Raw genomic sequence first — 12,598 nt, forward strand, 5'->3', positions numbered from 1 at the left:
TAGTATACTTATGGCAAATGCGCAAGCCGTTCGGGCGAAGCATGGCGATAGGAGCTGATGAACTATGATTACCCGCGATTCCTATTTGAGGTATGTCGAATTGGACAGGCCGAGCGTGCCCTCATTCCGGCAATATCCGTTCAACCTGGCCTCCATCAAAGATCTCGGCAGGCTGGACCTCCATCCGAACGTCACTTATATCGTAGGCGAGAACGGCATGGGAAAATCGACGTTAATGGAATCGATCGCCGTAGCCTGGGGCTTCAATCCCGAAGGCGGCACCAAAAACTTCAATTTCTCGACGCGATCCACCCATTCCCCGCTGTACCGGCATATTCGGCTCGGTCGAGGGGCGCAGAGGCCCAGAGACGGATTTTTCTTTCGCGCGGAAAGCTACTACAATTTGGCGAGTCATATAGACGAATTGGACAGCGAATTTTCTTTCGGCCCCCCGATCAAGGATTCCTACGGCGGCAAATCGCTGCACGAGCAGTCTCACGGCGAATCGTTTTTCGCGGCGTTCGTGCACCGCTTCGGCGGGCAAGGCTTGTACATATTGGACGAGCCCGAGGCGGCTTTATCCCCGCTTCGTCAAATGGCCATGCTGTCGCGCATACGCGAATTGGTGCTCAAAAGCTCCCAGTTCATCATCTCGACCCATTCCCCCATCTTGATGGCCTATCCCGATTCGATCATCTACAACTTGACTCCGGAAGGGATCGAGACGAGAAGCTTGGAAGAAACCGACCATTACATCATTATGAAGCAGTTTCTGGGCAACAAGGAGAAAATGCTCCGCGAGCTGTTCGACGGCGGGGATAACGTATAGCGGAATGCAACTCCCGCATGCTGCGGGGCAAGGCCGGTGCGGGTTGACCCATTCGGCGTCCCGTCCGACGGCGTCCTTCTCGGTTGCGCTGGCACTTAAGTCGTTCGAAGCGCGCTTGACGGGCGTAGTTACAGTCGCACGACGGTTGCTTCCAACCCCCGATACGTAACCTTTTCGCCCTCACCCGGCACCTATAAGTAGAACACGGAAAGGAGCGAAGAACGTGCTTCAGTGGATCGAGGCTGCCCGACAAGGCGACCGGACTGCATTTGAACCGATCGTCCGGCAATTCAAGACCATGGCCTATGCGGTAGCCTATGAGAAATTGCACGACCCCCATTTGGCCGAGGACGCGGTTCAGGAGGCGTTTACGGAAGCGTTCCTGCATGTGGGCAAACTGCGGGAGGCGGATGCTTTTCCCGGGTGGTTCAAAACGATCGTCGTACGGCAGTGCCATCGCCTTCTGAGACCGATGCGCCACCGGACGCTGCCTCTCCATGAAATAACCGAATTGGCCGAGGTACGGGCGGGCTTGGCGGAAATCGTGGAAGCAAAAGAACTGCGGCTGCTGCTGCATGCCTCCGTCGCGGCGCTGCCCGCCAACATGCGGGTGGCGGTTCAATTGTTTTACTTCTACGGATACACGCTGCAGCAAATTTCGCAATATGTGGGCACTCCGGTCCCCACGCTGAAGAAACGGCTCTTCGATGCCCGCCGCAAGCTGAAAGGCACGCTTCCCGTGGCCGATTGCGTCACCGTGTTCAACCATTTGCATGAAGGAGGAAGAAGGATGCTGCATATCGTAAACGGAGATTCCGTAGCGGATAAGCTGAAGCAAGGCGTCGTGCAGGGCGATATTTTGGTATGGAGGGAGGTATATCCCGCCGGCCCCGTATTCGTCGATATGTCCGACCCGGAGAACCGATCCGCGCGGGCCCGCTATTTGGAGCAAACGATGGGAATTCCCATTGAGGAATACGTCAAGATCAGCGAGACGCAGGAAAAAGAACTCGAACGGTTTCGCGCCTATGACGAAATCGTACTCTGGTTCGAGCACGACTTGTTCGATCAGACGATGCTAAGTTATTTGCTGAATTGGTTTGCCAAGCAATCTCTCGGAAAGACGAAGCTGAGCCTGCTGTGCATCGGCGCCTATCCGGGGATCGAATGCTTCCGGGGGCTGGGACAGCTTTCCGTTCAGCAAATGGAGACGTTGTCGGGCACCTGGCAATCGATCGGACGGCGGGAATTGGACTTGGGCGGCGCCCTGTGGGAAGCCTACGCTTCATCCGACCCGACGAAGCTGACGGACCTGCTGCAAGGCGATACTTCCGCGCTGCCGTTTGCGCGGGACGCCTTCGAGGCCCATCTGGCGCGTCTCCCCTCCGTCCGCGACGGACTCGGCCTTGTCGAACGGACTACATTGGAGAAAGTACGCGGCGGTCTGAGCTCCCCCGTGGAGCTGTTTCGGCATGTAGGCAATGAACTGCACGTGCTCGGCATGGGCGATTTGGAATATTGGCGCTATTTGGCGAGGATGTCGCAAGGTCCGCATCCGCTGCTGCATATGGAGGGATTTGCGGGCTTCCCGAGCTTCGGCGGCAGCGAGCCTTCCTTCCGCGATTGCACGATTACGATGACGGAGCTGGGAAATCGGATTTTGGACGAAAAAGAGGATTGGCTCGCCTTGCAAGGCATAGACGAATGGTTCGGCGGTCTCCGTCTGCAGGGACGATCCGTCCCGTGGCGGTGGGACGAGACCGGGAAAAGGGCCGTCCGGATGTAATCGGGGTTATGCCACACGGGTACGAGGACCGCTTTCGGCGGTCCTATTTCGCATGCGGCTCGTTGCCGTAATGGTCGACCGCGAAGCTGCAAAAGATGGCTATATACGTCCGGAGCTGACGGAAGAAGCGGCGATGCTGTACTTTACGATGTACAATAACGAGCTCGGACGGCTGGTCGGCGTCCTCCGATCGTGACCTTATCCAATGAAATATCGATCAGCCGCTGGATTTGTTTTTTACGACCGGTCGGGAGGGTATATTAGTTAGAGCAATGAAATATGGATAACGGTAAAATTTCATCGAATAAACAAATTGGTAGCCATACTTTGCACAATTAACTATTGGCGATTGGAACAAATTAGGGTTTGCGCACGTCTAGTAGCAGAGGTGATCCTATGGGGAAAAGAACGGCAATAGCGTTCCTATGCTGCATGCTCGCGATAAGCGCGTGGCTGCTGGTCAAGCCGACCGCGGTGCATGCCTGCTCCTGCGCCGGGCCAAGTCCCGTACAGGACGATTTGAACCGGAAAACCGCAATCTTTGCGGGTAAAGTAAAAAGCGTGGATAAGCCTCGGGGCGGCTTGATCCGTTCCTCCGCCGACCCCGTCGAAGTGACGTTCGAAGTGACGGACGTATGGAAGGGGGAGCTGCGCTCCGAAACGAAGGTGTATACGGCTATGAGCGGAGCTAGCTGCGGATACGAAGGATTCGCCGCAGGTCAATCTTACATCGTGTTCGCCCACGGATTATCGGATCGGTTGGAAACAGGCTCTTGCGAACGTACGAAGCTTCTTGCGTCCGCATCCGAAGAGTTGGCAGCCTTGGGCGCGGGCTACAAACCGACCGGGAGCTTGGAAAGCGACGGAGACAACAACCGGGCGGTCTGGGGAACCGTACTGGCAGGGGCCGCCCTTGCGATAGCCGCCGTCGGGCTTGCCGTCTCCTTCAAGCGAATGAGACGAAGCGACGACAGCCAGTAGCAAACAACGATGCGGTTGCCGAATGAGAAAGCGAACCTGACTGTAACGGACACCTTCGCAGATGGCAGGGCATGCGCTCCTTGCGGCTTTGCCATCTGCCACGCATGAAGCTTGCCCGAGACCGACTGCCGTCATGCAGCGAACCACCGCGCGCTGGGAGCCGCGCACGGTGCGGAGGAAGCCACCTTGCAACGCTCTTAGGCGTGAACGAATTGGACGCGCGTGGGGGAAAAGGGAAAACCCGTGGGCGAGATGCGGATAGCAGGATGAAGTGGCTTTGGCAGGGCGAAGTGGCTTTGGCAGGACGAAGTGGCTTTGGCAGGGCGAAGTAGCTTTGGCAGGGCGGAATCGCATTGGTAGCACGCGTTCGACAGCCGTCCGTCTTGCAGCACTATAACGCGCGAACTCCCCGCGAGCGAGCATTGTGAATTCGTTCACGAATCCGCGGATATGCCGTCGTATTCCGATCCACCGGCTCTCTCTCGACCCCCTGCTCTCTCCAGATCGCCAGCTCTCTGCAAACCGCCAGATCTCTCCAAACCGCCAGATCTCTCTCCAAACCGCCAGCTCTTTCCAAACCGCCAGCTCTTTCCAAACCGCCAGATCTCTCCAAACCGCCAGATCTCTCCAAACCTCCAGCCCTCTCCAAACCACCAGCTCTTTCCAAACCGCCAGCTCTTTCCAAACCGCCAGCTCTTTCCAAACCGCCAGCTCTCTCCAAACCGCCATCCCTCTCCAAACCGCCAGATCTCTCCAAACCGCCAGCCCTCTCCAAACCGCCAGATCTCTCCAAACCATCAGCCCTCTAATGGAAAATATGCAGTTATTTTCGGGTATGCAGCACATTTCTTGTCCTATAGCTGGAAAAAGTACAGCTATTTCTCCCGAATAGACGCTGTTGAACATCCTGACGAGAAATTAAATGTACATTTTCCAGTTAAACGAAGCTCACTAGCTTTGGTGATACTTTTAACTGTAGGTTTTCCATTTATTTCGAACAGAAGGGCAGTAGCGGCGTTGCCTGTTACTGCTGATATTGCTGCCGCTACTTCCACTACTTCCACTACTTCCACTACTTCTACTACTTCTACTACTTCCACTACTTCTACTACTTCTACTACTTCTACTACTTCTACTTCTACTACTTACTACTTCCGCTACTTCCGCTACTGCCACTACTTCCTCTTCCGGGTCCCTGCAATCACCGTTGCCATCCTAATCATCCGACCACGCTGTATAACTGGCCCCATCTAGCTGCCGTCGGAACACTGCATAACCATTCTACGCATAGTGACCCGGAAGTTTGTCTTGAACGCCAAACTTCCGGATCACGCATCAGTAGTACGTTTTATCCCCTACTGTCGTGGCGATAACGTCGATTTCGACCAGAAGATCGTAGTTCAGCTCGCAGTACACGACGGTCCGTGCGGGATAAGGCTGCGAGAAATAACTCCGGTACAGCTCGTTGAACGACGCGTACAAGCTGCGGTCCGACAAATATACCGTCGCCTGCACGACATCCGCCAGCGTCAAGTCCGCTTTGGCCAGCGCTTGCTCGAGGTTGCGCATCGTGAACTCCACCTGCGTCTTGAGATCGGGTCCGGCCACCGCCTTCCTCCGCAGATCGATGCCCCCTTGTCCCGATACGTAGACGGTACTGCCGCTGCGCACCGCCGTGGAGAATGGCGGCTGCTGCAGCACGCGCTCCGGCGAAGGCTCATTTCTATTCCGTTCCTCCATACTCATTCGCGATTCGTTCACTCCCCGCTCTCCCGGCCGTATCGGATTCGCAGCAGCGGCGTTTCGACCGGCTTTTTCGCATACAACGATTCCATGCCGTAACCGATCAATCCGGTGCTCATGTATACCCGTTCCATCGGAAAAGGCGACCGGCCGCTCACGACGAACGCCTCGATCATCTTGGTCAGCCTCTCGAAATGGCTGAACGGGCGCTTCTTCTCGCTGTCGCAAAGGGCGACCGTTACCCCGCCATCGTCCGACCGGAACGCATACCCCCACAGGTCGACGAGCTTCGGAAACTGGATCACGAACCCTCTTCCCCCGTCCTCGTATTCGACGGCGAACAATACCGTGCCCGACGCCAGCTCTCTCGGATGACCCGAAGGCAAGTCGGGATAGGCGCCAAGCGCCTGCAGCATCAAATCTTCGGGCCACTCGCCGCGGTCCATCGCCTTCCATACGTCATCGCCCTCAGCCGCCCATACGGATCGGACTCCCGTCTCCCCGCCGCGACGGCGCTCGGCGATCGATTGCAGCACCTCCAGCCCGTGATAGCCGTAAGCCTCTACCGAGGTAGAGTAGCTGACGACGAGCCATTCCCGCGCCGTTTCAAGCTTTGCCGGATCGTAGACCGGAACCGGGTCCGTATGAGGAATCGAAGAGCCTCCCATGAACGGAATGTTTCTTTGCTTAAGCTGGTTATACATCCATTCGGATTCATTCAGATCGTAGGACAAATGCTTGTCGGAGAAAATCGGCACTCGCAGACCGAGCACGTCCAGCGCCTCCAGCGTTTCCCGGAGCAGCCGGCAGCGGGGGTACATCTTCTGCCCTTTCTCGTTGACCGGGTAATCCCCGTGTTCGCCGATAATGATGACTCCGTCGATCGGGGAGCCGAGATGCGGCGCCCGCACCGCTTCGGCGATCGTCGAATAGATGGGGACGCCGCGGCGTGCGGCCATATCGCGGCTCATGTCGTTGTCCGGCACCTGGTCCGTATAAATCGAAGCGACCTCCAATACCGGCTCGTAATCGAAATCGCCCAGCAGCCGTCCCAGAATGACGTCCGCATGCGAATTGAAGCGATATTCCGTGACGATAACCGCCACCTTTTTGCGAGCATTTGCTTGTGCTAGTTCGCCGTCGGTCACAATTGCCCCTCCCCTCTCTCCATCGCCTGCACGGTGCGGACGATCCACCCGGATACGCTTTCCGCGATCGTTTGCAAATACAGCCGCCCTTTGTCCGCCGTCGCCCGGGTCGGAGCGTCCGTATACCCGTCGCAGCCGGTCAACTCGCCATGGCGTCCGACGAAAGCGCCCGGAGGCCCCGCGAAAATCCAATCCCGCTCCGGATGCGAATCGCCGATCCGGTCTTCGCGGACGAGCTCTGGAGCAAGCGCCATCACCGCCGAGGTCTCGAAGCCGCCCGCATGCCCGGGCACCGGCCCGACCTCGCTCGCCCCGATTTGCTGCAGGCTGTCGCGCGCAAGCGACCAATACGAAGCGGCCGCCGTCCAGATCGGATGACGTACCGCCAGGTCGTTGGCGAGCTGCTGCATCATCGGTTCGTTGCCGCCGTGCCCGTTCAGGAATATGATTTTGCGGAAGCCGTCCTTCACGAGACTTTCCCCAATATCGCGCAGCACTTGAAAGTAAGTCATCGGCGAAAGCGAGATCGTCCCGCCGAACGACAAATGATGCTCGGAGCAGCCGATCGGCAGCACCGGAGCGAGCAGCACCGGTACGGACCGGCCGGCGATGCGGACCGACTCCTCCGCCACATGTCCGGCGATCAACGCATCGGTATGGACCGGCAAATGCGGGCCATGCTGCTCGGTCGCCGCCAAGGCGACGACAATCGCCCCTCCCGCGCGAGCGAATTCGCCGATCTCCTCGCGGGTATGTTCAAACATGCGAATCGATTTCATACTCGGAACCCCCCGTCTACCGTATAGAGCGAGCCTGTCACGTAGGACGATGCGTCCGACAGCAGAAACGCCGCCACTTGATTGATTTCGTCCGTACTGCCGCTTCGACCGAGCAGCGTCTCTTGCCGGATCAGCTCGATCGACTTCTCCGACATCATCGCCAGCTTCTCGGGCGATTTGAAATCGCCGGGCAGCAGGGCGTTCGCCCTGATTCCGAACTTGGCATAGTCTTTGGCTATGACCCGCGTCAGCTGGTTGAGTCCGGCCTTGCCTGCACCATAGCCGAGACAGCCGCTCTTCGGAATATGACCGAGCACGGACGATGTATTGACGATCGAGCCGCCCCCTGACCGGATCATGAGCGGAACCGCGTATTTGCAGCATAGAAACGCCGTCGTCATCGTTCCCTTCAGCGTTCGCTCCCATTCCTCAAGCGAAAGGTCCAGCAGCGGCTTCCACACGTTGGTGTACGCGTTGAAATAACCGCCGTCCAACCGCCCGAACTTGCCGTCGATCGTATCGATCAGCGACTTCACCTGCTCTTCGTCCGACGCGTCGCCCTGGATGAACAGAAAGCGGTTGTCACCGTACTCCTCCGCAACGGCCTGGATTGCCGGCGCATTGTCAAGCGGCACGATATCGCAGCCGATCACGTTGGCCCCTTGCTTCAGAAACATCGGCACCGCGGAACGGCCCAGCATGCCGAGAGCCCCCGTGATGAGAATCGTTTTCCCTTGAAGCATGTTCCCCACTCCCACTCTTACTCCTTTTTACTGTTGCAGCTTTCACTGCCTTTTTTCATTTCCATGGTAACCCGATCCAAATTGAAATTCAAGCATTTTATTCATTTACGTGAAATCATTCATATACAAGAAAAGGACCACTTCCAGTCGGAAGTGGTCCTTGCGCACATTAACTCGTATAAGCAGTAGTACTATAACGGAACCTTCCTTCCCGAACATAATACAAAACCGGCCTGCGCGGCCGGTCTCGAAAACAACGATCAAAAAATGTCCATGCTCAAGTAGCGTTCGCCCGTATCCGGTGCTATGCACAGCACCCGCTTGCCTTTGCCCAGCTGACGGGCCACTTGAAGCGCCGTCCACACGGTAGCGCCCGCGGAAGGTCCGACCAGTATGCCTTCGAGCGCGGCCAGCTGCTGCGTCGTCCGGATCGCATCGTCATCGGCAACTTGGACGATTTCGTCAAACACGTCCATATTGAGAATTTTCGGGATAAAGCCCGGGCTCGTCCCGACCAGCTTGTGCGGTCCGGGCTGCCCGCCGGACAGTACCGGCGATCCTTTCGGCTCGACGACGTAAATCCGGATATCCGGCAAATGCTCGCGCAGCACTTCGCCGGTGCCGGTGATCGTACCGCCCGTGCCGGAGGAAGCTACGAACGCGTCCAGCTTTCCTTCCGTCTGCTCGATAATTTCCAAAGCCGTCGTCACCCGGTGGATGTCCGGATTGGCCGGATTTTCGAATTGCTGCGGAATGAAGCTGCCGGGAATCCCGGCCTGCAGCTCCACCGCTTTGGCGATCGCTCCCGGCATACGCTGGGCGGCCGGCGTCAGCACGACCTCGGCTCCGTACGCCTTCAGGATGTTGATCCGTTCCTTGGACATATTGTCCGGCATGACGAGAATGGCACGGTAGCCTTTGGCAGCGGCGTTCATGGCGAGTCCGATCCCCGTATTGCCGCTTGTCGGCTCGATGATGGTCGCGCCGGGCTTCAGCTTCCCGTCCTTCTCGGCCTGCTCGATCAGATTAAAGGCCGCGCGGTCTTTCACGCTGCGGCTCGGATTGAAATATTCCAACTTGACGTAAACCTCGGCATCGTTTTCCCCGACGAGTCGGTTGATGCGGACGGCCGGCGTGTCGCCGATCAGCTCGGTCACGCTTTGTACCATTTTCCTATTCATGAGATGCACGTTCCCCCCTGCCTGGATGTACATCCATTATAGCATAAATTCATTGTAACGTTATCGGGATTTGCCGGATTGAGCAGGGGTCAGCTTGTCGCGCATGAGGGCCCAGGCCAGCAGCGGAGAACTGCCAACGCCAAGCAGCAGCCAATTGATCGCGGCCGGAGCCGTAGTCCAGGATACGACGAGAATAAACGCCAGCGTGCCGAACATTCGCCCGAAATTCAGCCCAAGCTCCCGGAGCACGACATATTCCACCCGATGCTCGGCGCTCTCCCGGTCCTGACCGATAATATCGAACACGGAAGACGTCATCGGCACGATGTAGAGCGGGATAAACAGAGCCACCCCGATCCCGAACAACAGCAGCGTCGTATAATTGACCTTCCAGAAAAAAGGCAAAATGACGGCGATCATCATGATCACTCCGATCAGCATCCCCCGCTTCCGGTATGCCGGCTTCAGCCATTTGCCCACAATGTAGAAGCTGACGAGCGCCACCGCGGACGTAGCGAGCGAGAAATTGCCGATCCGCATCTCGTTGCTTGTAGCGATATACACCATAAGCCCGATCAAAAAACCGAACACGCCCTCGCGGATGCCCTGCGCGATTAGCGCGGCAAATACCCTTTGCCAAGGGCTGCCCCGCTTCGCGAGGCTGCGATAGCCATGCGCCCATTCGTACTTGCCCGACACCTTGCGCTTGCGCAGGAAGAAGCTGACGACTACGCCCACGACGAAAATCCCGAGCGAAATCGCGAAAATGAGCCGGTAGCCGCTAGTCCCCGGCAGGCGCGTAATGAGCCAGCCGGAAATCCACGGAGCGATCATGCCCGCGCCGGAGCCGAGCAGGCCGGCCCAGCCGTTGAAGCGATCCCGATTGTCGGCCGACGTCACCTCGAAATAGACGACATTGAAGGCCAGCCAGAAAAATCCGGAAGAGAGTCCCTGTACGATCCCGAGCAGCCAAACATAGTCGACCGCCTGCTGCTGCAGGAGCAGCACGAGCGAATAAAAAAGCGCGGCTATGGCGACACCGAGCCGCAAGCTGTGCATTTTATTATGCTCCTTCACCCATTTGCCGGCCAGCCAGAACGTCAGCCCCATCGTGACCTGATGCGCGAAGGCAAACCAGCCGATCAAGGCGAAATCATTTTTCACCTTCCATAAATAAACATTGACGAACGTACCTGACAAGGCGTTGGCGGCGGCAAACAATCCGTTTACGATAAGCAGAAGCCACGTTTGCGAATCGAAACCGGCATTTTTTTTGTCTGCCGAATCCCGATGATGGAAATAACCTTTTTCCCGTTCCGTCGCGGTAAAAACGGCCCTTAACCCGGATTTGCCTTCACGGGCGGCCGTTTCCCCGTAACGATTTTCTTTCCGCTGCATGAGCCTCACCTGTATGCTTGAATTGCCACCCGGAAACGCTGGGCGTATGCGGCTTTCTATAACGTACCCCAAAGGCGGCAATCCCAACCGGAAACAAAAAACCGCTCCGGCGGGGAGCGGCTTTGGACGATCAGCCATCGTGATCCTGATTCAAATTGGACCATTGGTTAACTAGACGGACCCGGTCTTCGTCGGACAGCGAATAAGACACTTGGAAGCACGACGGACAGACGAACATATTCATTCGGAAAGGCGGCTTCAGGAAACCGGGCGCCGAGCCCGAAGACGGGACGGGGACGAACTGGCCTTCCTCGACCTTCATCGCTCCCGCCAATACCATCTCATCCTGGCAGCGGACGCACTCCATGCCATCCTCCTGCTGCTCCAGCCGTTTTTTGACGGCGGCCTCATAACCGTTCAGCTCGGTCAAATCGTCGTCGTCATCGGTCAGCTCCAGATCGTCGCCGTCCAGATGGACATGCAGACTCCGATAATCGTTCAGTTCATTGAAGCAATGCGGACATGTCTCCTCGGGACCGACTTCCTCGTCCCAGACAATCTCCGTCTGACACCACGGACAAACCGTGGCCGATTTGTCTTCGCTCATTTCCATTCCCCCATCAGGCGTTATTAACGAAATAATATACGCCCACGGCCAGAAACGCAAGCGCCAGCACCAGCAAAGTCCCCCACAAGTATTTCATCGTCAGGTCACGCTTGCGCCGACAACGTACGAGATCGAGATCGATAAAATCATCGACAGCAGTCCGACGGCTTTATTGTCTTTCTGAATCTCGGCATCGATTTTAAACACCGGCGTCAAAAACTCGAAGATGAAATACGCCGCGAGCAGCAGCACGAAGCCGAAGCTCGCCCAAATGACGGAATGGAGAATGGTGTCGTTGTTCAAGATAGCGAACCGGAAAATGTTGCAAATCCCGAAAATTTTGCCGCCCGTGGCCATTGCTACGGAGACGTTGCCATTTTTGATTTCGGCCCAATCGTTGTACCGCGTCACGAATTCGAATATGGCCAAAAATACGATAAGCGCCAATATGGCGATGGAGAAAAAAGCGAGCGTTTCCAAATACGGGTTCGATAACAAAACATCCACCTCTTCGTTCATCAGGTTCAGCCGCCTTTTTTGTTGAAAATGGCTGAAAGAGACTGGAGAACAAGGCGAAATCGGCCGCATTGGGCCGATCCCGCTCATGAACGTATTCCACAGTCTCTTCGTTGCTTGCCTAAAGCGCTACTGTTAGTTATTACTGCTGCTGTTTCTTCGCAGCCAATTGAGCTTTCAACACCGCGAGCTCGTCTTCGACGCCGCCGCCGCCTTTGTCCAGTTGGGCCAGCTCGTCGTCGAGCGTACGGTTCGAGCTGCGAATATCTTTGCTCGCTTCCGCTTCGGCTTCCATCTGGAGCACTTTCTCGGTCATCCGGTCGAAGCCTTTGGCCGCGTTGTCTTGGCCGAAGCCGCTCATCGTCTGGTTGATTTGCTTCTGAGCCTTCGCCGATTCCGCACGGGCTACGAGAAGGTCTTTTTTGTTTTTCATTTTGCCGAATTCGTCTTTCATTTCGCTCAATTGAGCGCGAAGCTGATCGGCGTTCGTTTTGGCGATGTCGTATTGGCGCTTCATCTCGTCGTAGCGAGTCTGATGCTCCTTCTTATCCTGCAAAGCTTTGCGGGCCAGCTCCTCGTTGCCTTGCTCGAGTGCCTTCATCGCTTGCTCGCCGCGACGGTTGACCATGTCCTCCGCCTCGTCGGTTTGCTGCTTGAACTTTTTCTCGATCGCAATTTGCTTCGCTACGGCCGTTTCGGCTTCAAGAATGTCTTCCTCCATGTCGCGCAAAAATTGGTTGAGCATTTTGACCGGGTCTTCCGCTTTGTCCAGCAAGTCGTTGACCGAAGCCATCGTCAAGTCGCGCAATCTTTTGAAAATTCCCATTGTACAGTTCCTCCTCGTATTGGTAGTGCTATTCATGTAACTTCCAATTGGAAATCAACGC

Annotated in this window: 14 protein-coding genes; 4 read left to right on the forward strand and 10 right to left on the reverse strand. The window is 56.5% G+C overall.

Translation table 11 applies throughout. The features are described from left to right. Nucleotides 1-64: 64 nt before the first annotated feature. The 4 genes from FE784_RS14990 to FE784_RS40875 all read left to right on the forward strand — a co-directional run bounded on the left by FE784_RS14990 (nt 65) and on the right by FE784_RS40875 (nt 3,596). Nucleotides 65-829, forward strand: coding sequence for an AAA family ATPase (locus tag FE784_RS14990; protein ID WP_139603020.1), 765 nt, complete (start codon nt 65-67; stop codon nt 827-829). Between the two features lie 223 nt (nt 830-1,052). Beyond that, the gene (locus FE784_RS14995) at nt 1,053-2,615 is read left to right on the forward strand and encodes a sigma-70 family RNA polymerase sigma factor (RefSeq protein WP_139603021.1); all 1,563 of its coding nucleotides are present in this window, start codon (nt 1,053-1,055) and stop codon (nt 2,613-2,615) included. A 52-nt stretch (nt 2,616-2,667) separates the two neighbouring features. After that, nucleotides 2,668-2,811, forward strand: a complete 144-nt coding sequence (locus FE784_RS40870; protein WP_176706231.1) for a hypothetical protein — start codon at nt 2,668-2,670, stop codon at nt 2,809-2,811. 200 nt (nt 2,812-3,011) lie between these two features. Next, a complete protein-coding gene (locus FE784_RS40875) occupies nt 3,012-3,596 on the forward strand; it encodes a hypothetical protein (protein WP_176706232.1) in 585 nt (194 codons plus the stop codon). Nucleotides 3,597-4,471: 875 nt separating this feature from the next. Here the strand turns inward: FE784_RS40875 and FE784_RS40880 are convergent. The 10 genes from FE784_RS40880 to FE784_RS15050 form a co-directional block, all read right to left on the reverse strand. Continuing rightward, nucleotides 4,472-4,696 carry a hypothetical protein gene (locus FE784_RS40880; RefSeq protein ID WP_176706233.1) on the reverse strand — a complete coding sequence of 75 codons (225 nt, stop codon included), beginning with the start codon at nt 4,694-4,696 and terminating at the stop codon, nt 4,472-4,474. Between the two features lie 235 nt (nt 4,697-4,931). Next, nucleotides 4,932-5,357, reverse strand: a complete 426-nt coding sequence (locus tag FE784_RS15010; RefSeq protein ID WP_246132031.1) for a RidA family protein — start codon at nt 5,355-5,357, stop codon at nt 4,932-4,934. After that, nucleotides 5,354-6,487, reverse strand: coding sequence for a hypothetical protein (locus tag FE784_RS15015; protein ID WP_246132032.1), 1,134 nt, complete (start codon nt 6,485-6,487; stop codon nt 5,354-5,356). Before FE784_RS15015 ends, FE784_RS15010 begins: the two co-directional genes overlap by 4 nt. Beyond that, entirely contained in the window at nt 6,484-7,266 is a 783-nt protein-coding gene (locus tag FE784_RS15020; protein WP_246132033.1) for a creatininase family protein, read from the reverse strand. Before FE784_RS15020 ends, FE784_RS15015 begins: the two co-directional genes overlap by 4 nt. Then, entirely contained in the window at nt 7,263-8,009 is a 747-nt protein-coding gene (locus tag FE784_RS15025; protein WP_139603023.1) for an SDR family NAD(P)-dependent oxidoreductase, read from the reverse strand. The genes FE784_RS15020 and FE784_RS15025 overlap by 4 nt, the downstream gene beginning before the upstream one ends. 260 nt (nt 8,010-8,269) lie before the next feature. Continuing rightward, the gene (gene cysK / locus FE784_RS15030; RefSeq protein WP_139603024.1) at nt 8,270-9,190 is read right to left on the reverse strand and encodes a cysteine synthase A; all 921 of its coding nucleotides are present in this window, start codon (nt 9,188-9,190) and stop codon (nt 8,270-8,272) included. Between the two features lie 60 nt (nt 9,191-9,250). Then, a complete protein-coding gene (locus FE784_RS15035; RefSeq protein WP_139603025.1) occupies nt 9,251-10,588 on the reverse strand; it encodes an MFS transporter in 1,338 nt (445 codons plus the stop codon). Nucleotides 10,589-10,718: 130 nt separating this feature from the next. After that, on the reverse strand, nt 10,719-11,195 hold the full coding sequence (locus FE784_RS15040; protein ID WP_139603026.1) for a hypothetical protein: 477 nt from the start codon (nt 11,193-11,195) through the stop codon (nt 10,719-10,721). Between the two features lie 99 nt (nt 11,196-11,294). Beyond that, entirely contained in the window at nt 11,295-11,714 is a 420-nt protein-coding gene (locus FE784_RS15045) for a DUF350 domain-containing protein (protein ID WP_139603027.1), read from the reverse strand. A 139-nt stretch (nt 11,715-11,853) separates the two neighbouring features. Further along, nucleotides 11,854-12,537 carry a PspA/IM30 family protein gene (locus FE784_RS15050; protein ID WP_139603028.1) on the reverse strand — a complete coding sequence of 228 codons (684 nt, stop codon included), beginning with the start codon at nt 12,535-12,537 and terminating at the stop codon, nt 11,854-11,856. Between the last annotated feature and the right edge of the window lie 61 nt (nt 12,538-12,598).

The sequence above is a fragment of the Paenibacillus hemerocallicola genome (genome assembly GCF_006265175.1).
Lineage (GTDB): Bacteria > Bacillota > Bacilli > Paenibacillales > NBRC-103111 > Paenibacillus_AB > Paenibacillus_AB hemerocallicola.